Source organism: Nocardia sp. NPDC003269 (assembly GCF_042888005.1).
Taxonomy (GTDB): domain Bacteria; phylum Actinomycetota; class Actinomycetes; order Mycobacteriales; family Mycobacteriaceae; genus Nocardia.
This window is the reverse complement of the sequence record NZ_JBIAPA010000003.1, coordinates 519,325-538,441: the sequence shown is the minus strand read 5'-3', so window position 1 is coordinate 538,441 and position 19,117 is coordinate 519,325. Positions and strand designations below refer to the sequence as shown.

Here is a 19,117-nt window from a genome sequence, read left to right as displayed (position 1 = left end):
CGCTAGGGCCCGATCGCGGCGTGGAAGGCGTCGGTTCCGGTCTCGAGCGGGTCGATCAGGTGCGCCAGGAACAAGCGGGTAGCCGGGGTGGGGGTCGGCGTCGTGACCGCGTGCCAGGCCCGGTCCAGCGGGGTCCCGGGCACGTCGATCGTGTGCAGCGCACCGGATTCCAGATGCTCGCCGACGGCATCGGAATGGATGAGGGTGATGCCCAGCCCCTCACGGGCGGCGGCGATGACCGCGCCGTGCGAACCCAGTGTCAGGGTGGGGGGATCGATCTGGAGCCGGTCGAGCAGCGCGAGGGTCGCTTCCCGGGTGCCCGAGCCGTTGCCGCGCAGCAGCCAGGTGTCGTGGCGTGGATCGTTGGCATCGTTCGCGCCCACGACGACGAGCGTGCTCGGCCGCCGGGCCTGGATGACCAGGTTCGCCGCGTGCGGGGGGCGGCCGGCGATGACGAGATCGGTCTCGTGGTGCTGCAATTCGAGAAACAGCACGTCACGGGGCTGAATCGACAGGCTCAGTTCCACGTCGGGATAGCGGTGCCGGAACGAGGCCAGCGGGCGCAGCACCACCGATTCGCCCGCCGTGGCGACGACGCCGATGCGGAGCCTGCCCGCCTCGGCCTGGCGGACCGCGGCGTGTGCCTCCTTCATCAGACCCAGGATTCCGCGGCAGTACTCGGCGTAGACCCGGCCCGCTTCGGTCAGCGCGATCCCGCGCCCCGATCGGGTGATCAGTTTGGCGCCGAGCTGCTTCTCGACATGGGCGACGGCGGCGGAGACGGCCGCCTCGGTGACGTGCAGCTGAGCGGCCGCGCGGCGCACGCTGCCGAGCCGGGCCACCGCGAGGAAAGTTTCCATCCGTCCCGCGCTCACCCTGCCCATTACCCGACGGTAGCAAACTCAACGTTTCGGTTGAGCGTTCCCAGAAACATTCACATTGTTTGCTACCCGTCCGGGCCTCATCCTGGAATTCGCAAGGCGTACACCGGATTCCACCGCCGGTGAAGTCAGGGCCCGGAGGCGGTAGCTTGCGTCACCATGGAGGGCCCCTGAACCGGCGAATCAGGTACAGGAGGAACGATGGCGGAAGAAACCGAACGGGACCGTTGGGATCCGGGCGTACAGTCCTACGCGTCGATGGGATATTACGCGCCCGACTACGTGCCGTCGGAGACCGATGTGCTCGCGGTGTTCCGGGTGACGCCACAGCCCGGAGTCGACCCGATCGAAGCGGCGGCCGCTGTCGCGGGTGAATCCTCCACGGCGACATGGACTGTCGTGTGGACCGATCGCCTCACCGCGCATTCGAAGTATCAGGCCAAGTGTTACCGGATCGACGAGGTGCCGGGCAGGCCGGGTGAGTACTTCGCCTACATCGCCTACGATCTGGATCTTTTCGAGGAGGGGTCGATCACCAACCTGACCTCCTCGATCATCGGCAATGTGTTCGGATTCAAACCGCTGCTCGCGCTGCGGCTCGAGGACATGCGTATTCCGGTGGCCTATGTCAAGACCTTCCAGGGCCCGCCGCACGGCACGGTGATGGAACGCGAATATCTCAACAAATACGGCAGGCCGCTGCTGGGCGCGACGGTGAAACCGAAACTCGGTTTGTCCGCCCGGAATTACGGCCGGGTGATCTACGAGGCCTGCAAGGGGGGTCTCGACTTCACCAAGGACGACGAGAACATCAACTCCCAGCCGTTCATGCGCTGGCGCGACCGGTACCTGTTCGCGATGGAGGGCGTGAACCGGGCGATGGCCGAGACCGGCGAGATCAAGGGCCACTACCTCAACGTCACCGCCGCGTCCATGGAGGACATGTACGAGCGGGCCGAGTTCGCCAAGGAACTCGGGTCGGTGGTCATCATGATGGACCTCACCGTCGGCTACACCGCCATGCAGTCGATGTCGAAGTGGGCACGACGCAACGGGGTGCTGCTGCACCTGCACCGGGCCGGGCACTCGACGTTCACCCGGCAGAAGACGCACGGCGTGAGCTTCCGGGTGCTGGCCAAGTGGTGCCGGCTGATCGGCGTCGACCACGTCCACGCCGGCACCGTGGTGGGCAAGCTGGAGGGCGACCCGGCGACCACACGGGGGTTCTACGACACGTTGCGCGAGAACCACATTCCCACCGATCTCGGCAACGGCATCTTCTTCGACCAGGACTGGGCCAGCCTGCCCGGTGTCATGCCGGTGGCCTCGGGCGGTATCCACGCCGGTCAGATGCATCAGCTGCTCGACCTGTTCGGGGACGACGTCATCCTGCAGTTCGGTGGCGGCACCATCGGTCATCCGCTGGGCATCGCGGCGGGGGCCGAGGCCAACCGGGTGGCGCTGGAGGCGGTCGTCAAGGCCCGCAACGAGGGTCGCGACCTGCTCAAGGAGGGGCCGGACGTGCTGCGCGCCGCGGCCTCGACCTGCCGTCCACTGGAGGTCGCGCTGTCGACCTGGGGTGATGTCACCTTCGATTACACGTCCACCGACGCACCCGACGCGGTGCCGACGCCGAGCCTGTAGGGAGCAACCATGTATCTGCGACACGGGACGTTCTCGTATCTGCCCGAGCTCACCGACGCCGAGATCGCCGCCCAGGTGCGCTATGCGCTGCTCAACAACTGGCCGATCTCGGTCGAGTACACCGACGACCCGCACCCGCGCAACACCTACTGGGAGATGTGGGGGTTGCCACTGTTCGACCTCGACGAACCCGACGGGGTGCTGGCCGAGATCAACGCCTGCCGGGCGACCTTCCCCCGGCACTACGTGCGGGTCACCGCCTACGACGCGACCTACACGAAACAGACGACGGCGCTGAGCTTCCTGGTGCAGCGTCCCGCGGACGAGCCCGGTTTCGAGCTGGCGCGCACCGAGGGACCGGACCGGCGCCAGATCTACAGCATGCGGTCCTACGCCACCGGTCGTCCGCAGGGACAGCGGTATGGCGGCTGACGGGTCCGCTGCCGGATTCCGGTTGCCGCGGCCGGGCGTCGGTGACGCCCGGCCGTCGCGCCCGCCCGCCGAGGGCGCCACCGCGACCGAGGAACTGCTGAGCGAGGACGCGCTGTTGGACCTTTCCCTCGATGTGGCCGGGCACGATGTGGCCGAGACGCTGGCCGCGCTGGACGCCGAGCTGATCGGCCTGGCGAATGTGAAGGAACGGGTGCGCGAGATCGCCGCGCTGCTGATGATCGATCGGGCGCGGCGGCGGTTCGGGCTCGAATCGTCGCGCCCGACCATGCACATGAGCTTCACCGGCGGGCCGGGCACCGGCAAGACGACGGTGGCGTTGCGGATGGCGCAGATGCTGCACGCGCTGGGCTACATCCGCAAACCCAAGGTGCACACGGTGACCCGGGACGACCTGGTCGGCCAGTTCATCGGCCACACCGCGCCCAAGACCAAGGAGGCGATCGCCAAGGCCGCGGGCGGCGTGCTGTTCATCGATGAGGCCTACTACCTGTTCCGGCCGGAGAACGAGCGCGACTACGGGCAGGAGGTGATCGAGATCCTGCTGCAGGAGATGGAGAGCGAGCGGGCGAGTCTGGTCGTCATCTTCGCCGGCTATCCCGACCGGATGGACCGGTTCTTCTCCGCCAATCCGGGGCTGTCCTCCCGGGTGCCCCATCACCTGGAGTTCGCCGACTACACCCACGACGAGCTGATGGGCATCGCCGAACTCATGGTGGCGGGCGAGAACTTCCGGTTCGACGCCGCCGCGCACGTGGCGTTCTCGGAGTATCTGACGGTGCGGATGACCAGGCCGCGGTTCTCCAACGCGCGCAGTGTGCGCAACGCGATCGATCGGTGCCGGTTGCGGCAGGCCAAGCGACTGGTGGAGGCGGCGCGGCCGCTGTCGCGGACCGACCTGATCACCCTGTGTGACCGGGACGTGTACGGCAGCAGCGTGTTCGACGAGACGGTGCAGGAGGTGGCCACGACGCCATGCCGAACGGATTGAAGACGCTCACCCGCTACACGATCGAGGAGGAACATCGGCATCCCGGCTCGTCGGGGGAGTTCTCGGCGCTGGTCAACGTGGTGGCCACGGCCACGAAGATCATCGCCAATCAGGTGACCCGGGGCGCGATCATCAGCTCGACCAGCGACGCGGAGCCGCTGTCGGTGAGCGCGCGCCTGGATGTGCTGACCGACGAGATCATGGTCGCGCAGACGCAGTGGACCGGGCATCTGTCGGGGCTGCTGTCCGAGCGGCGCGCCACGGCGCTGCCGGTGCCCGCAACGCAGCGGCGAGGCAAGTATCTGCTGGCCTACGACGCGCTGGACGGGTCGAGCAATATCGATGTGAACCTGCCCGTCGGTTCGATCTTCAGCATTCTGCGCGCGCCGCAGGAGGTACTCGACGGGACGGCGGAACCGGTCGACGCGGACTTCCTGCAGCCGGGGGTGCGCCAGGTCTGTGCCGGGTTCACCCTCTACGGGCCCGCGACCATGCTGGTACTCACCACCGGCAGCGGCGTGGACGGGTTCACCCTCGATCGGGAGATCGGCGCGTTCGTGCTGACCCACCCGCGCATGCGCATCCCCGAGGACACCGCGGGGTTCGCGATCAATGCCGCCAACGAGCGGTTCTGGGAGCGACCGGTGCGCCGCTACGTGCAGGAATGCCTGCAGGGGATGGACGGACCGCGAGGCCGGGACTTCAATATGCGCTGGGTCGCGTCGCTGGTGGCCGACACGTTCCACATCCTGACCAGGGGCGGGGTGTACCTGTATCCGCGCGACACCCGCAATCCCGCCCGCCCAGGGCGGGTTTCCCTGCTGTACGGGGCGAATCCGATCGCGTTCATCGTCGAGCAGGCGGGCGGGGCGGCCACCACCGGGCACGACCGGGTGATGCTCGTGCCGCCCGCGGAGGTGCATCAGCGGGTGCCGTTCATCTTCGGTTCCCGCACCGAGGTCCTGCGCATCGAGCGCTACCACTCCGAGCCGGACGCGGGCCCGAGCTTCGACAGTTCACTGTTCGGCACGCGGTCACTGTTCCGTCCGGCCAAGCACGACCAGCGCACTTAGGAGTCGCCCATGTCGGTCAAGCATCCCGTTGTCGCGATCACCGGGTCCTCCGGCGCGGGAACGACCAGCGTCACCCGCACGTTCGAGGAGATCTTCCGCCGCGAGGGGATCAGTGCCGTGGTGGTGGAGGGTGATTCGTTCCACCGGTACGACCGCTCGGAAATGAAGATCGCGATGGCCGAGGCCGAGCAGCAACGCAATACGACGTTCTCGCATTTCGGTGAGGACGCCAATCTGCTGCCCGAATTGGAGGCACTGTTCCGCGAATACGGTGAATCGGGGGTCGGGCAGGTGCGCAGATACCTGCACGACGACGAGGAGGCGAAACCCTACGGGCAGCCGGCGGGTACCTTCACCCCGTGGGAGGATCTGGCGCCCGGCAGTGACCTGTTGTTCTACGAGGGATTGCACGGCGCGGCCGTCACCGATGCCGTCGATGTCGCCCAATTCACCGATCTGCTGGTGGGGGTGGTGCCGATCATCAATCTCGAGTGGATTCAGAAGGTGTACCGGGACAAGACCCATCGCGGGTATTCCAGTGAGGCGGTGATCGATACGATCCTGCGCCGGATGCCGGACTACGTGAAATACATCTGTCCGCAGTTCTCGCGGACCTATGTGAACTTCCAGCGGGTGCCGACCGTCGACACGTCGAATCCGTTCATCGCGCGCAGCATTCCCACGGCCGACGAGAGTTTCGTGGTGATCCGGTTCGCCGACCCGAAGGTGATCGATTTCCCGTATCTGCTGTCGATGCTGCACGACTCGTTCATGTCGCGGCCGAATTGCATCGTGGTGCCCGGCGGCAAGATGGAACTGGCGATGCAGTTGATCTTCACCCCGCTCATCCTGCGGCTGATGGACAAGCGGCCCAAACGATTCGTGTGAGATCGGGGGTGAGGGCCTGTCAGTCCGGGAGCATCGGGACCGACAGGCCCTCACCGCTGTTGAGCAATGCGGCGCGGGTGACGGCGGCCGAGCCGAACCGGCGGCGCAGGTCGTCGAGGGTGGCGTCGAGGGTGTTCTCGGCGCGGGGTTCCAGGGGGAGGGTGAGTTGCATGGTGTCGGCGTCGTCGAGGTTGGTCAACGACAGGCCGATGAGGGTGATGCCGCGTTCGGCGATCAGGGGTTGGGCGGTGTCGAGCAGCAGGCGGGCGGCGTGGCGCAGCGACGCGGTGGCGTCGGTGGCCTCGACCAGGGTGTGTGAGCGGGTCGCCCGGGTGAAGTCGTCGAAGCGTAATCGCAGGATGACGGTGCGGCACACGCGCTCCGCGGCGCGCAGCCGGCGGCCCAGCCGATCGGTGAGACCGTCGAGGTAGGCGGCGATCTCCTCCGGGGTGCGGTGACGGCGGCCCAGCGCGCGCTGCGCGCCGATCGAGCGCCGACGTTTCCCGGTCTCCACGCGCCGCGGATCGCGACCCCACGACAGTGCGAACAGGTGCCGCGCCGCGCCCGGCCCGAGGATGGCGCGCAGGTGCGGTTCGCCGAGTTCGGCGAGCTGCCCGACCCGGGTGATGCCGTTCTCGTGCAGGGTCGCGGCGGTCACCGCGCCGACGCCCCATAATCGTTCGACCGGCAGCGGGTGCAGGAAATCGAGTTCACGGCCGGGCTCCACCAGCCGCAAGCCGTCGGGTTTGGCCACCGCCGAGGCCACCTTGGCCAGGAACTTGTTGCGGGCGATACCGACCGAGATCGGCAGCCCGACCTCCCTGCTGACCCGGGCCCGCAGGGCGTGCGCGATCTCGATCGGCGCGCCGCTGATCCGCCGCAGCCCGCCGACGTCGAGAAACGCCTCATCGATCGAGATGCCCTCCACGATCGGGGTGGTGTCATGGAAGACCGCGAACACCGCCTTGCTCGCCGCGGCATAGGCCGACATCCGCGGCGGCACGACCACCGCGTGCGGGCACAAGCGCAAGGCCTGGCCCGCGTTCATCGGGGTCCGGACACCGAAGGCCTTGGCCTCGTAGCTCGCGGCCAGCACCACCCCGCCACCCACGATGACGGGTTTGCCCCGCAACCACGGCTGATCGCGTTGCTCGACCGAGGCATAGAAGGAATCCAGGTCGGCATGCAGGATCGACGCCTCGGCGCGGGTCTGGATGCGCGGGCGGCGGGCGGGAGCGGAGTCGGACACGAACATATGTTCGCATCGGGGTCCGACAGAAAGGGTTGCCGCGCGATAGCGGTCTCACCGCGGCGCAGCCGGTAGTGTGAAGCCGGTTTCGGCGAGTCGGCGATGATGAGGGAGACGGTAGGCGGTGCGTGGTTTCGGCGATCTCGAAGCGGTGCTGATGGACCGCCTGTGGGATCGCGACGTGGACTCGACCACCGTGCGCGAACTGTTCGACGAGCTCGCCGCCGAACGTGACATCGCCTACACCACGGTCATGTCGACCATGGACAACCTGCACCGCAAGGGCTGGCTGGCCAGGGAACGCGACGGTCGCGCCTACCGGTACTGGCCGACGATGACCCGCGAGGAACACAGCGCCCAGCTCATGCACGAGGCGCTCGGGCTCGGCGGCCGGTCCGATCTCGTGCTGAGTCATTTCGTCGACCGGATCAGTGACGACGAGTTCGCCGGATTACGGGCCGCCCTCCGGCGGGTGGTGTCCAAGCGCGCCGAGGAGAACTAGTGCTCGAAGTCGGGTGGGATCAGGTTTTCGCCTGGCGGTTGCGCAGGCAGTTCGTCACCGAGCCCGCCGCGGGCGGCGTCGCGACGATCGCGGGCAGGCTGGCCGGGGTGCAGGCGCAGGTCGCGTCGGCGGCGGAGACGGCCGTCGCGATCCGGAGCCGGGACGCGGCACCGAACGCGGTGGCCGACGCGCTGACGGCGGGCACCCTCGTCAAGACCTGGGCGATGCGCGGCACGCTGCACGCGATGGTGCCCGATCAGGCCGCCGCGGCCCTGGCGCTGATCGGCGCGGCCCGGACGTGGGAGAAGCCGTCGTGGCAGAAGACCTTCGGCGCGACCCCCGATCAGGTGGCGGCGCTGGTGGAGGTGGTCTCGGCGGTACTCGCCGAGCAGGTCCTCACGCGCGACGAACTCGTCGATGCCGTGCTGGCCGAGCCCGGCTTCGCGCACCTGGGTGAGCAGCTGCGCTCCGGCTGGGGCGCGGTGCTCAAGCCGCTGGCCTGGCAGGGCGCGCTGTGTCACGGTCCGGCGCGCGGCACGAAGATCACCTTCACCAGCCCCGGACACCTGGTTCCCGGCTGGACGGGTGTGCCCGACCCCGAGCTCGCCGCGCCGACACTGATCCGCGCCTACCTCGGCGCGTACGGTCCGGCGACGCCGGAGGTCTTCGATGCCTGGCTCAGCCGCAACAGCCTGCGCAAGACCCTGGTGCGCGGCTGGTTCGCCGCGCTGGGCGACGCACTGACCGAGGTCGACGTCGAGGGCCGGCGCGGCTGGATCCCGACCGAATTCGCCGACGAACTGGCCGCCGCGCGACTCGACGGCGCCGTGCATCTGCTCGGCCCGTTCGATCAGTACGTGCTCGGACCCGGCACCGCCGACACCGTGCTGCTGCCCGCCGAGCATCGCGCGAAGGTCAGCCGCACGGCGGGCTGGATCTCGCCGCTGGTCGTGGTCGACGGGCGGATCGCGGGGACCTGGGACCGGGTCGACGGCGAGGTCGCGGTGACGATGTTCGACGGTGGACACCTGCCGTCCCGGGCGCTGTCGACGGCGGTGGCCGCGGTGCGAGAAGGCTGATCGGAGACCGTATTCCGGATATTCCGGACACCGAACCAAGCGCTTGCTACGCTCGCGCGATGATCCCCACGATCGTTTGGGGCACCGGCAACGTAGGCCGAGCGGCCATTCGTGCCGTGGCTGCCCACCCGGCCCTGGAACTCACCGGGGTGCTGGTGCACAATCCCGACAAGGTCGGCCGTGACGCCGGTGACCTGGCCGGACTCGACTACGGGCTGGGGGTGGCGGCCACCGACGACATCGACGCGCTGCTCGCCACCGGGCCACGCGCGGTCGTCTACGCGGCCTCCGGTGAGATCCGCCCCGATGATGCCCTCGCCGACATCGTGCGCGCGATCCGCGTCGGTGCCGTCGTCGTCACGCCCGCCCTCTACGCCCTCTACGACGCGAGCAACGCGCCCGCCGAGATGCGCGACCCGGTGCTGGCCGCGATCGCCGAGGGCGGCGGTTCGCTGTTCGTCTCCGGTGTCGATCCCGGCTGGGGCAACGATGTGCTGCCGCTGTTGATCAGCGGGCTCTCCAGCACCCTCGAGGTGGTGCGCTGCCAGGAGATCTTCGACTACTCCACCTACGACCAGCCCGACTCGGTGCGCTATCTGGTCGGCATGGGACAGCCGATGGACTACCAGCCGCCGATGCTGCTGCCCTCCGTGCCGACGATGGTGTGGGGCGGGCAGGTCCGGCTCATGGCCAGGGCGCTGGGCGTGGAGCTCGACGAGATCCGCGAGACGCTCGACCGGCGTGCACTCGATGCGACGGTGCAGACCACGCAGATGGGCGAATTCGAGGCGGGCACCCAGGGCGCGGTGCGGTTCGAGGTGCAGGGCATCGTGGAGGGTGAGCCGCGCATCGTCATCGAGCACGTCACCCGGATCCATCCCAGCTGCGCGCCGGACTGGCCGACACCGCCCGACGGCGTCGGCGCGCACCGCGTGATCATCGAGGGCACGCCCCGGATCGAGGTCAGCGTGGAAGCCGCGGACGAGGGCGGCAACCGGTCGGCGGGCGGAAACGCCACGGCGGTGGGCCGGTTGGTCAACGCCGTCGACTGGCTGGTCGAGGCCGAACCCGGCCTCTACGACGCACTCGATGTGCCGCTGCGGGCCGCGGTCGGCAAACTCGGAAGGAAGACACCATGATCATCGACATTCCCGAGGGCAAGGACCCGATCGGCTACGTCTGGGGCGAGATGGTGCCCGGCATCGGGGTCGCCGCCGCCGCGTTCTCACTGTCGGTCTACGAACACTCGACGCTGGGGCTGCGCGAGTTCGAGGCGGCCCGACTGCGGATCGCGCAGATCAACGGGTGCCTGTTCTGTCAGGACTGGCGCACCGAACGCGACGGGCAGAAGGTCGAGGCCGAGTTCGCCGACGCCGTCACGAACTGGCGCACCACCGAACTCTTCGACGACCGGGCTCGCCTGGCCGCCGAATACGCCGAGCGCTACGCCACCGACCATCACAGCCTCGACGACGAGTTCTGGGCCAGGATGTTCGAGCACTACACCCAGACCGAGGTGGTCGAGCTGAGCATGAGCATCGGATCGTGGCTCGCGTTCGGTCGGCTCAACCGGGTGCTCGGCCTGGACACCGTCTGCGTCCTGCCCGGCCACTGAGGCGGGCGCAGTAGGCTGCGGGCCGTGGTGGACTCTCCGGTACAGCAGCTGATCGACACGGTGGCCTGGGTACTGATCGAGGACGGGCGCATCCTGTGCGCCCGCCCCCGGGGCAAGGACGTCTTCTTCATCCCCGGCGGGAAACGGGAAGGCGCCGAGACCGATGTGCAGACGCTGGTGCGGGAGGTCGCCGAGGAACTGAGCGTCGACCTCGCACCGGAAAGCGCGGCCCATGTCGGCACCTATGAGGCCGCGATCGCCGACGGTCACCCCACCGTCGTGCGGATGGCCTGCTACACCGCCGAGTACCGCGGCGTCCTGACCGCCAGCAGCGAGATCGAGGCCCTGGCCTGGTTCGGCTACCGCGATCGCGATCTCGTGCCGCCGGTCGACCAGTTGCTCTTCGACGATCTGGCGGCGGCGGGTTCCCTACGGTGAGCGGGGTCGGGCGGACGATCGGCTATGCCCTGCTCGCGCTGCCCCTGGCCCTGTCGCCGGTCCGCACCCGGCTTCGGGTGCCGCGCCTGCTCCTGCACGAACCCGTCTCCGCCCGCCGCGTCCCGGCTCTGCGCTGCCTGGTCCACTCCGTCCTGTCCGCGGGTACCGGTCTGGTCGCCTGGTTCCTCACCCTGCTCGCCGGCCTGGTCCTGATCCGCGGCCTCGCCTACCCCGTGGTGGCCGCGAACGCCTACGAAACCGCCTGGGGTGGCCCCACTCTCGTCGGCGCCTGGCTGGTCCACGCCGCGCTCGGCCTACTCCTGGCCCCGGCCTTCCTCGGCATCGTCGCCCTCCTCGGCCGCCTCCAGCTGCGCCTGGCCCGCACCGTCCTCGGCCGCGACGCAACCTGGTGGACCATCCCTATCAGCATCGCCCTCACCACGGCGGGCACCCTGTTCTTCATCGCCTGGACCCATCAGATCTGAACGGGCTCAGCCGAATTCACGATCCCTCGGCGCGTTCACAGGCGTCATCACCGGACACCGCACAGCCGCGGATCGAGGGATACGGCAGTGAGTTCGGCGGGTAGACGACTCGACGATCCGCTACCGCGTGGCGAACGCCCGGTGCTGATGGTGTCGATCAGCACCGGGCGAACGTTCGGGCGGTACACCTACCCGTGCGATACCTTGGCGGGCTCGGAGTCCTGTTGCTCGGCCGCCGGCGGTGTCGAGCGGATGCCGAGGCCGAGCAGGCCGGCGAGGACGGCGACGGCGGCGGTGACGTACCAGGCGCGGTGGAAGGCGTCGAGGGTGGCGGTGGGGGTGGCGGGGTGGCCGAGGAGGGCGACCAGGAGGGCGACGCCGACGGCGAGGCCGAGTTGGCGGGACATGCTCAGGACGGCCGAGCCGGTCGCGAAGCGGTGCGGAGGTAGGGTTCCCGCGCCGGCGGCGAAGGCGGTGGGCAGGGTGAGGCCGACGCCGAGGCCGGTCAGCAGCATGCCGCCGAGCAGGCCGGACGGGTAGTCCGGGGTCAGTTCGGCGGCCCGGGCCCACCACAGCAACCCGCCGCCGAAGGCCAGCCCGCCCGCGGCGATCACCGGACCGGCGCCGACGCGGGCGATGAGGCGGCCCGCGGCGATCGCGACGATCGGGACGACCAGCGGTCCCGGCGCGATCGCCAGTCCGGTGCGCAGTGCCGACCATCCCCACACGTTCTGCGCCCACAGGGTGACCGACAGCAACATGCCCGCGAACGTGATCTGGAAGACGAGCGAATTGGCGCTCGCCAGGGTGAAATTCGGGGCCCGCAGCAGCGCTGGATCCACCACCGGACTGGGGTGCCGCGCCGACGACACGACGAAGACCACCCCCAGGGCGAGCGCGACCGTGAACGCGGCCAGCACCCCGGTCGACGTCCAGCCCCAGTCCGGACCCTGCACCACGGCCAGGATGAACGACCCGACCGCGCCGATCAGGGCCACCGCGCCCACCAGGTCCGGCAGTGGACCGCACTCGGCAGGCGGGCGTGGCAGCGTGCGCGCACCGACCGCCAGGGCGACCAACCCGATCGGCACGTTCACCAGAAACACCCAGCGCCAATCGAGTTCGACCAGCAGACCGCCGATCACCGGTCCCAGCGCGGCGCCGAGACCGCCGAAGGCGACCCACAGCCGCACCGCGCCCGCCCGCCGCTCGGGCGGTGTCGCGGCCAGGACCAGCGCCAGGGAGGACGGTGTCAGCAGCGCGCACCCGACGGCCTGCACGACGCGGAATCCCACGAGCGAGGTCACATCCCAGGCCACCACGCACAGTGCCGAACCCAGTACGAAGATGGCGAGGCCGAGCAGGAAGGTCGCGCGATTGCCGTTGCGGTCGCCGAGGCGCCCCGCGGGGACGAGCAGCGCGGCGAAGACGATCGCGTAGAGGTTGAGCACCCACGACAGCCCGGTGAGCCCGGCGCCGAAATCGGTGGCCATGGCGGGCATGGCGACATTGACGATGAACAGGTCCAGGCTCGACAGCAGGACGCCGGTGGAGACGACGGCGAGTACCACCCGGGGATCGGTGGTGCGCGCGGTGACGACGGAATTCATGCGAAAGCTCCCGATCAGCCGAGGACGCGGCGGGTCTGGCGGGCGGTGGCGAGCAGGACCCCGTCGCGGTCCCAGATATCGGTGTCGTCGACGGACCAGCCGTCCCCGGCGCTGATCGCGGCGGCGCGCACGAGGACGGGTGCCTCGGCGAGCCGGGTGGGATCGGCGTGCAGTTGCAGCGACAGTGTGACGGTCGGCACCGCGACCGGCGCGGTGAGCAGCGGGAACAGTCCGGGCGGCAGCGCGTCGGCGAGGACGGCCAGACTGGGTGCGTCCAGCGGCAGCGCGGGATCGAGGGCGATCCAGGCGCACATCATCGCCTCGTCCGCGCCGCTGAGCGGCAGCGGGCCCGCGGCGGGCCGGATGACGAAATGCGCTCCCACCGGAACGATCTCCGGCGGCAACTGGAACAGCGCACACTCCTGCGGCGCGGGAACAGCGGGCGCGGGCCGGGCCGAGTGGGCGGCGATCGCGGTGACCCCCGCCGCGCCGAGGGTGACCGAGGCGGCGGCGACGGGCGCACCGTCCTGCTCGGCGACCACATCGAGGATCGTCGTGCTGCGTCCGACGACGTGTTCGGCGGTGCGCAGCGTGAACGCGCCGGTCGCCGGGCGGCCGAGGAAGCGGATGTCGGCGGCGCGCACGGGCTGATCGCGGGTGCTCGCGCGCTGGGCGGTGTCGATCAGGAGTCCGGCGAGCGCGCCACCGTGCGGGCCGGTCCAGCCTCGCCAGGAATCGCCGACGACGGCCTGCCAGTGCCCGGGTGCGGTGGCGGTGAGGGCGAATTCCGCGCCCAGCCGCCCAGTGAGTTTCATCATGAAACTTACGGTAGATGGGTGAGTTCGTTCATGCAACCGACTAGACTCGGGGCATGCGCCGCACCAGCTTCGAGGACATGAACTGCTCCCTGGCCCAATGCCTGGAGGTGGTCGGGGAGTGGTGGACGCTGCTGATCGTGCGCGACGCCCTGTTCGGCGTGACCCGCTTCGACGAGTTCCGCGAGCGACTCGGCATCGCGCGCAATGTGCTCACCCAACGCCTCGACGGCCTGGTCGAGCACGGGATCATGGCCAAGGAGTCCTACCAGGACAACCCGGTGCGCTACGACTACCTGCTCACCCCCAAGGGGCGCTCGCTGTGGCAGGTCGTCACCGCGATGCGGCAGTGGGGCGACGAGTGGGCGGCGCCCAACGGCGCGCCGGTCGTGGCCGTGCATCGCGGCTGCGGTCAGGTCGCCACCGTCGAACCGGTGTGTTCACACTGCGGCGAGCGGGTACTCGGCCGGGACCTGACGCCGATCGACGGCCCGGGGGCCGGTCCGGTGTCGATGCTGCCGACGCGCTGACCACGCCCGCGCCGGTTCGGCTCGGCCCCGCGGAGAGCGTGCACACCGGGCGACGCCACTGTGAAGTGTGCCAAGGTGTGCGCGGTCGTGCGACGAGTCCGCTAGCCTGCCGGGTGTCCGTTCCCCGAACGAAGGTGATCGAAAAGTGACTTCCGTGGTCGATGCCCCTGATATCGCGTCGAAGGTTGGGCATTACTACCGGGTCGACGACGTCTACGAGGTCGGCCGCGAGAAGATCCGCGAATATGCCCGCGCGGTACAGGATTTCCACCCCGCGCACTGGGACGAGGACGCGGCGACCGCGCTCGGCTACCCGGGGCTGGTCGCGCCGCTGACCTTCGTCTCCATTCCGGCCATGGCCGCCAACCGGCCACTGTTCGAGTCGGTCGTCGTCGGCTACGACATGTTCGTGCAGACCGAGCAGGTCTTCGAGCAGCACAAGCCGATCGTCGCCGGTGACCGGCTGGTCGTCGACGTCGAGCTGTCCTCGGTGCGCCGCATCGCGGGCAAGGACCTGATCACCGTCACCAACACCTTCGCCGACGAATCCGGCGAGACGGTGCACATCATGCACACCACGGTCGTCGGCATCACCGGCGAGGGCGTCGATCCCGAGATCACCAGTGCGGTGGAGAACGTGATGGTGCACGGGGTCAAGGTGTTCGGTAACAGTGACGCCACCGTCGAAGAAGCGGGCGAGACGCCGCTGCGCCCCGAAGGCGAGCTCCGGCTCTCCGTGGCCGGCGCGGCCCGCGTCCCCAGCACGACGCTGTCGTTCGAGGAGCTGACCGTCGGTGCCGAGCTCCCGCTGCGCGACGCGCACCTGTCCCGCGGCGACCTGGTCAACTACGCGGGTGTCTCCGGCGACGGCAACCCGATCCACTGGGACGAGAGCATCGCCCGCCTCGCCGGCCTGCCGAATGTGATCGCGCACGGCATGCTCACCATGGGCCTGGGTGCCGGTTTCGTCTCGGCGTGGTCCGGTGACCCGGGCGCGGTGACCCGCTACGGCGTGCGGCTGTCGAACTACACCATCGTCGACTTCCAGAGCGGCGGCGAGGTGGAGTTCACCGGCCGGGTGAAGTCGCTCGACGCCGACACCAAGTCCGCGGTGATCGCCATCGTCGCCAAGTCCGGCGGCCGCAAGATCTTCGGTCTCGCCACCACCACGCTGCGTTTCCGCTGATCCGATGGTGGTGGACCCGGCCGCCCGGGTTCACCACCATCGCCGGTTCAGCCTGCCGCGGGCACGCCGATCCGGTCGCTGTCGGCCGCGTCTCGCTCGGTCACGACCGGGCTCACGCGCACCCAGGTGTTGTTGACCGCCGCGGTCCCGGTGAGCGGATCGGTGCGGGTCGGATCGTGCAGCAGGTTGACATTGACGCCCGGCTGCGCCGCGGCCACCTGCCAGCCGACACCGGGTTCCCGATGGCCCCAGCCGTGCGGGATGGCCACCACGCCGGGGCGGATGTCGTCGCTGACCTCCACCGGCACGACGATCGTCCCGACCGAGGACTCGACGCGGGCCGGATCGCCGTCGGCGAGGCCGCGGGTGGCGGCGTCGTCGGGATGCACCAGGACGGTGCAGCGATCGCGGCCCTTCATCATGGACGGGATGTTGTGCAGCCAGGAGTTGTTGCTGCGCAGGTGGCGTCGGCCGATGAGTTGCAGGTCGTAGCCCGCGCTCGCCGCGGTGTCGGCCTTGTCGAGGACCACGTGGAGGGCGGCCAGCAGATCTGGCGGCGTCAGCTGGACCTTGCGATCCTTGGTTCCGATGAGCTCGCGCAATCGCGGCACCAGCGGCCCCAGGTCGACGCCGCCCGCCGTCGAGCGAATCTTGTTGACCGTCAGCCCCTTCCGTCCCTTGCGCAGGATGCCGTACGGGCCGGTGGCGATGGCGGCAGCGGTCAATCGCAGCGGGCTGAGCTGTTCGAGCACGCCGGTGAGCGCGCGGCCGGTGACACGCCGTGCGGGCAGCGGCACCACCTCGGTGAGCAGCCGGGCCAGGATCTGCCAGTCCTCGAGCCCGTCGGCCGGCGGTTCGAACACGGGCGCGTCGAAACGCACGTTGTTGCGGACGCTGAACACCGGGAACACCAGATTGAGGTCCTCGCGTTCCAGCGGCGAGACCGGCGGCAGGATGATGTCGGCGTGACGGGTGGTCTCGGTGACGTACATGTCGACCGCGACGTAGAAGTCCAGGGACTCCAGGGCCTCGTCTAGGCGTCCGCCCTGGGGTGTGGACAGCACCGGATTGCCCGCGTAGGTGATCATCGCCCGGATCCGGTCCGAGCCCTCGGCGAGGATGTCCTGGGCCAGCACCGACACCGGTAGTTCGCCGCGGAAGGATTTCTGGGTGCCGGAGCGATCGGTCCAGGCGCCGTAGCCCATCGGCAGGTACTTGCCGTAGCGGGCGACGTCGACCGGCGGGGTCGCGAACATCTGCCCGCCCACCCGATCGAGATTTCCGGTGACGGCGTTGATCGTGTTCACCAGCCAGTGGGTCAGCGCGCCGGTGGTCTGCAGGCAGACCCCGATCCGGGCGTACAGCACCGCCGAGGGGGCCGCGGCGTGATCGCGGGCCAGGCGCCGGATGGTGTCGGCGTCGACGCCCGCGTGCACTGCCATCCGGTCCGGTGTCGTCGTGGCGACCAGCTCGCTCAGCTGATCCCACCCCGCGCATTGCGCGCGGACGGCGCGCTCGTCGCACAGCCCCTCGGTGACGAGCACGTGCAGCATGCCCAGCAGCAGGTAGACATCGCCGCCGGGGCGCACCGCGACGTGCTCGTCGGCCAGCCGGGCGGTCTCGGTGCGGCGCGGGTCGATCACGACGACGGTGCCGCCGCGTTTGCGGACGTCCCGGATGCGCAGTTTCGCGCCGGGCATGGTCGTGATCGACCCGTTGGACACCGCCGGGTTGGCGCCGAGGATCACCAGCCGGTCGGTGCGGTCGATATCGGTGACCGGCATCAGCACATTGGCGCCGAACATCCGCCAGGCGACGAATTCCTGCGGGAACTGGTCGATCGAGGACGCGGAGAAGAAATTGCGGGTCAGCAGCGCGGTACGCAACGCGACGCCGTAGATCACCGAGGAACTGTGCGCGGCCGGGTTGCCCATGTACATCCCGATCGCGCTGGGACCGTGGGCCGCGCGCACCGCCCGCAGTCGCTGCCCTATCTCGCGGAACGCCTCGTCCCAGCCGATCGGTTCGAAGCTGTCCCCCACGCGGCGGACGGGAGTGCGCAATCGGTCGGGATCGTGGTGAAGCCCGCCCATCGCCGTCGCCTTGGGGCAGATGTAGCCCTTCGACAGCACGTCGTCGGGATTGCCCTCGATCCGCGTGACCTGCTCGCCCTCCACCGTCACCAGAATTCCACAGTGTGCCTCACACAGCGTGCACTGCCGCGCGATCGTCTTGCCGTCCACAGCTTCCCCACCTTTCGCCGAACCGCTCGATCCACGCTAACCCGGCCCCAGGCCCCACAGATCCATCTACGGGTGGAGATTTTCCTTCGTTGGTGGTGGGTGACGGGCAGTCCGGCGATTCTCGACACGGTGCGCCGTTGCGGCGAGGATGGGCCGATGTCGACACGCGAACTGGTCGTGCTCGGGACAGCGGGTGCTGTGCCGACGCGGCGGCGGAACCACAACGGGTATCTCCTGCGCTGGGACGGGCGGGGTGTGCTGTTCGATCCCGGGGAGGGGACGCAGCGGCAGATGTCGCAGGCGGGTGCGTCGGCGACCGAGCTGCACTGGCTGTGTGTCACCCACTTCCACGGCGACCACTCCCTGGGGGTGCCGGGCATCGTGCAGCGGCTGGGTCGCGACGGTGTCCCGCATGATGTGCACGCGGTGTTTCCCGCCGACGGCGCCGCCTACTGGGAGCGGTTGAAGCACGCGACCAGCTACTACGACGAACCGCGGCTGGTGGAACATCCGCTCAGCGGGCCCGGCGAGACGCTCCAGGCCGACGGTTTCACCCTCACCGCCCTGCCGCTGGACCACAGCATCACCACCTACGGTTACCGCCTCGCCGAACCCGACGGCCGGACGTTTCTGCCCGAACGCCTACGCGCCCACGGGATCTCCGGTGCGGCGGTCCGGGAACTGTCCGGCGCGCTGCTCGAGGAATGCACGGTGCCCCGGCCGGGGCAGATGGTCGCGTTCGTGATGGACACCCGCCTGTGCGACAACGTCTACGCCCTCGCCGACGGGGTGGACATGCTCATCATCGAATCCACGTTCCTGGACTCCGAGACCGACCAGGCCAACGAGCGGGGCCACCTCACCGCCCGGCAGGCGGGTGAGGTGGCCCGGTCGTGTGGGGTCCGAACCCTGGTCCTGACCCATTTCTCGGAACGCTACGGCGAATCCGACGATCCGCTGTTCCTGGAGCAGGCGGACTTTCCCGGGGCCGTGCTCGCGCACGATCTCGACCGGGTCCCGCTGCCCGCCCGGCGCCTGGTCCGGTGATCGGTCACCGCTCGTAGTCGCGCACGAACGGCGTGTCGACGCCGAGCGGGCCGAGCGCGGTCGCGCCACCGGGTTCCCCGAGTGGCGCGTCCCGCCCTGGCAGCGGCTCGGCGAAGAAGCGGGCGTTCTCGGCGCGGAACTGTTCCTGCCCGGCCGGGAGGTCGTCCTCGTAGTGGATCGCCTCGACCGGACAGACCGGTTCGCACGCCCCGCAGTCGATGCACTCGACGGGCTGGATGTAGGCCATCCGGTCACCGACGAAGATGCAGTCGATCGGGCACTCCTCGACACAGGCCCGATCCAGGACGTCGACGCAGTCGGCGCCGATCACGAACGTCACAGTGGTCTCCTCCGATCCTGACCCGCGACACGGGACACCTACGATCCTGGT

The 19,117-nt window shown here is 69.4% G+C and carries 20 protein-coding genes; 14 read left to right on the top strand and 6 right to left on the bottom strand.

Features of this window, described 5'->3' with window-relative positions; all coding sequences use genetic code 11:
• Nucleotides 1-2: 2 nt before the first annotated feature.
• Nucleotides 3-884, bottom strand: coding sequence for a LysR family transcriptional regulator (locus tag ACFYWJ_RS22425; RefSeq protein ID WP_355272063.1), 882 nt, complete (start codon nucleotides 882-884; stop codon nucleotides 3-5).
• 198 nt (nucleotides 885-1,082) lie between these two features.
• On the opposite strand from ACFYWJ_RS22425, the gene ACFYWJ_RS22420 reads away from it, so the two are divergent.
• The 5 genes from ACFYWJ_RS22420 to ACFYWJ_RS22400 are packed head-to-tail and all read left to right on the top strand — an operon-like array spanning nucleotide 1,083 to nucleotide 5,927.
• Complete coding sequence (locus ACFYWJ_RS22420) at nucleotides 1,083-2,525, top strand: form I ribulose bisphosphate carboxylase large subunit (RefSeq protein ID WP_355272065.1); 1,443 nt, start codon at nucleotides 1,083-1,085, stop codon at nucleotides 2,523-2,525.
• A 9-nt stretch (nucleotides 2,526-2,534) separates the two neighbouring features.
• A complete protein-coding gene (locus ACFYWJ_RS22415; RefSeq protein ID WP_355272067.1) occupies nucleotides 2,535-2,957 on the top strand; it encodes a ribulose bisphosphate carboxylase small subunit in 423 nt (140 codons plus the stop codon).
• Complete coding sequence (locus ACFYWJ_RS22410) at nucleotides 2,947-3,966, top strand: AAA family ATPase (protein ID WP_355272069.1); 1,020 nt, start codon at nucleotides 2,947-2,949, stop codon at nucleotides 3,964-3,966. The genes ACFYWJ_RS22415 and ACFYWJ_RS22410 overlap by 11 nt, the downstream gene beginning before the upstream one ends.
• On the top strand, nucleotides 3,951-5,039 hold the full coding sequence (locus ACFYWJ_RS22405) for a class 1 fructose-bisphosphatase (RefSeq protein ID WP_355272070.1): 1,089 nt from the start codon (nucleotides 3,951-3,953) through the stop codon (nucleotides 5,037-5,039). Before ACFYWJ_RS22410 ends, ACFYWJ_RS22405 begins: the two co-directional genes overlap by 16 nt.
• A 9-nt stretch (nucleotides 5,040-5,048) precedes the next feature.
• Nucleotides 5,049-5,927, top strand: coding sequence for a phosphoribulokinase (locus ACFYWJ_RS22400; RefSeq protein ID WP_355272072.1), 879 nt, complete (start codon nucleotides 5,049-5,051; stop codon nucleotides 5,925-5,927).
• A gap of 19 nt (nucleotides 5,928-5,946) precedes the next feature.
• Here the strand turns inward: ACFYWJ_RS22400 and dinB are convergent, their stop codons facing one another.
• A complete protein-coding gene (gene dinB, locus ACFYWJ_RS22395; protein WP_355272073.1) occupies nucleotides 5,947-7,182 on the bottom strand; it encodes a DNA polymerase IV in 1,236 nt (411 codons plus the stop codon).
• Nucleotides 7,183-7,300: 118 nt separating this feature from the next.
• Between dinB and ACFYWJ_RS22390 the strand changes: the two genes are divergently transcribed.
• From ACFYWJ_RS22390 to ACFYWJ_RS22365, 6 genes are read left to right on the top strand one after another with little or no spacing between them, the layout of a single operon-like run.
• Nucleotides 7,301-7,678 carry a BlaI/MecI/CopY family transcriptional regulator gene (locus ACFYWJ_RS22390; protein WP_355272075.1) on the top strand — a complete coding sequence of 126 codons (378 nt, stop codon included), beginning with the start codon at nucleotides 7,301-7,303 and terminating at the stop codon, nucleotides 7,676-7,678.
• Complete coding sequence (locus ACFYWJ_RS22385; RefSeq protein WP_355272077.1) at nucleotides 7,678-8,757, top strand: winged helix DNA-binding domain-containing protein; 1,080 nt, start codon at nucleotides 7,678-7,680, stop codon at nucleotides 8,755-8,757. The genes ACFYWJ_RS22390 and ACFYWJ_RS22385 overlap by 1 nt, the downstream gene beginning before the upstream one ends.
• 59 nt (nucleotides 8,758-8,816) lie before the next feature.
• Entirely contained in the window at nucleotides 8,817-9,896 is a 1,080-nt protein-coding gene (locus ACFYWJ_RS22380) for a dihydrodipicolinate reductase (protein WP_355272079.1), read from the top strand.
• On the top strand, nucleotides 9,893-10,372 hold the full coding sequence (locus ACFYWJ_RS22375) for a carboxymuconolactone decarboxylase family protein (RefSeq protein WP_355272080.1): 480 nt from the start codon (nucleotides 9,893-9,895) through the stop codon (nucleotides 10,370-10,372). The genes ACFYWJ_RS22380 and ACFYWJ_RS22375 overlap by 4 nt, the downstream gene beginning before the upstream one ends.
• A 24-nt stretch (nucleotides 10,373-10,396) precedes the next feature.
• Nucleotides 10,397-10,810: an NUDIX domain-containing protein gene (locus ACFYWJ_RS22370; RefSeq protein ID WP_355272082.1), complete on the top strand. Its 414-nt coding sequence runs from the start codon at nucleotides 10,397-10,399 to the stop codon at nucleotides 10,808-10,810.
• Complete coding sequence (locus tag ACFYWJ_RS22365; protein ID WP_355272083.1) at nucleotides 10,807-11,295, top strand: hypothetical protein; 489 nt, start codon at nucleotides 10,807-10,809, stop codon at nucleotides 11,293-11,295. Before ACFYWJ_RS22370 ends, ACFYWJ_RS22365 begins: the two co-directional genes overlap by 4 nt.
• A gap of 188 nt (nucleotides 11,296-11,483) precedes the next feature.
• Here the strand turns inward: ACFYWJ_RS22365 and ACFYWJ_RS22360 are convergent, their stop codons facing one another.
• Nucleotides 11,484-12,905, bottom strand: a complete 1,422-nt coding sequence (locus ACFYWJ_RS22360) for an MFS transporter (protein ID WP_355272085.1) — start codon at nucleotides 12,903-12,905, stop codon at nucleotides 11,484-11,486.
• A 14-nt stretch (nucleotides 12,906-12,919) separates the two neighbouring features.
• A complete protein-coding gene (locus tag ACFYWJ_RS22355) occupies nucleotides 12,920-13,723 on the bottom strand; it encodes a thioesterase family protein (protein ID WP_355272087.1) in 804 nt (267 codons plus the stop codon).
• A 53-nt stretch (nucleotides 13,724-13,776) separates the two neighbouring features.
• Here ACFYWJ_RS22355 and ACFYWJ_RS22350 point away from each other — a divergent pair, with 53 nt between their 5' ends.
• Nucleotides 13,777-14,250, top strand: a complete 474-nt coding sequence (locus ACFYWJ_RS22350) for a helix-turn-helix domain-containing protein (RefSeq protein WP_355272088.1) — start codon at nucleotides 13,777-13,779, stop codon at nucleotides 14,248-14,250.
• 145 nt (nucleotides 14,251-14,395) lie between these two features.
• The gene (locus tag ACFYWJ_RS22345; RefSeq protein ID WP_355272090.1) at nucleotides 14,396-15,436 is read left to right on the top strand and encodes a fused (3R)-hydroxyacyl-ACP dehydratase subunits HadA/HadB; all 1,041 of its coding nucleotides are present in this window, start codon (nucleotides 14,396-14,398) and stop codon (nucleotides 15,434-15,436) included.
• A 47-nt stretch (nucleotides 15,437-15,483) separates the two neighbouring features.
• Here the strand turns inward: ACFYWJ_RS22345 and ACFYWJ_RS22340 are convergent, their stop codons facing one another.
• Nucleotides 15,484-17,679 carry a molybdopterin oxidoreductase family protein gene (locus ACFYWJ_RS22340; RefSeq protein ID WP_355272092.1) on the bottom strand — a complete coding sequence of 732 codons (2,196 nt, stop codon included), beginning with the start codon at nucleotides 17,677-17,679 and terminating at the stop codon, nucleotides 15,484-15,486.
• A gap of 156 nt (nucleotides 17,680-17,835) precedes the next feature.
• Here ACFYWJ_RS22340 and ACFYWJ_RS22335 point away from each other — a divergent pair, with 156 nt between their 5' ends.
• Entirely contained in the window at nucleotides 17,836-18,726 is an 891-nt protein-coding gene (locus ACFYWJ_RS22335) for a ribonuclease Z (RefSeq protein ID WP_355272094.1), read from the top strand.
• A 4-nt stretch (nucleotides 18,727-18,730) separates the two neighbouring features.
• Here the strand turns inward: ACFYWJ_RS22335 and fdxA are convergent, their stop codons facing one another.
• Nucleotides 18,731-19,066, bottom strand: coding sequence for a ferredoxin (fdxA, locus tag ACFYWJ_RS22330; RefSeq protein ID WP_355272095.1), 336 nt, complete (start codon nucleotides 19,064-19,066; stop codon nucleotides 18,731-18,733).
• Nucleotides 19,067-19,117 lie beyond the last annotated feature (51 nt).

Coding starts and splice junctions, on each gene's coding strand:
- ACFYWJ_RS22425 (WP_355272063.1), bottom strand. CDS start 884: ATGGGCAGGGTGAGCGCGGGACGGATGGAAACTTTCCTCGCGGTGGCC.
- ACFYWJ_RS22420 (WP_355272065.1), top strand. CDS start 1,083: ATGGCGGAAGAAACCGAACGGGACCGTTGGGATCCGGGCGTACAGTCC.
- ACFYWJ_RS22415 (WP_355272067.1), top strand. CDS start 2,535: ATGTATCTGCGACACGGGACGTTCTCGTATCTGCCCGAGCTCACCGAC.
- ACFYWJ_RS22410 (WP_355272069.1), top strand. CDS start 2,947: ATGGCGGCTGACGGGTCCGCTGCCGGATTCCGGTTGCCGCGGCCGGGC.
- ACFYWJ_RS22405 (WP_355272070.1), top strand. CDS start 3,951: ATGCCGAACGGATTGAAGACGCTCACCCGCTACACGATCGAGGAGGAA.
- ACFYWJ_RS22400 (WP_355272072.1), top strand. CDS start 5,049: ATGTCGGTCAAGCATCCCGTTGTCGCGATCACCGGGTCCTCCGGCGCG.
- dinB (WP_355272073.1), bottom strand. CDS start 7,182: ATGTTCGTGTCCGACTCCGCTCCCGCCCGCCGCCCGCGCATCCAGACC.
- ACFYWJ_RS22380 (WP_355272079.1), top strand. CDS start 8,817: ATGATCCCCACGATCGTTTGGGGCACCGGCAACGTAGGCCGAGCGGCC.
- ACFYWJ_RS22375 (WP_355272080.1), top strand. CDS start 9,893: ATGATCATCGACATTCCCGAGGGCAAGGACCCGATCGGCTACGTCTGG.
- ACFYWJ_RS22360 (WP_355272085.1), bottom strand. CDS start 12,905: ATGAATTCCGTCGTCACCGCGCGCACCACCGATCCCCGGGTGGTACTC.
- ACFYWJ_RS22355 (WP_355272087.1), bottom strand. CDS start 13,723: ATGATGAAACTCACTGGGCGGCTGGGCGCGGAATTCGCCCTCACCGCC.
- ACFYWJ_RS22350 (WP_355272088.1), top strand. CDS start 13,777: ATGCGCCGCACCAGCTTCGAGGACATGAACTGCTCCCTGGCCCAATGC.
- ACFYWJ_RS22335 (WP_355272094.1), top strand. CDS start 17,836: ATGTCGACACGCGAACTGGTCGTGCTCGGGACAGCGGGTGCTGTGCCG.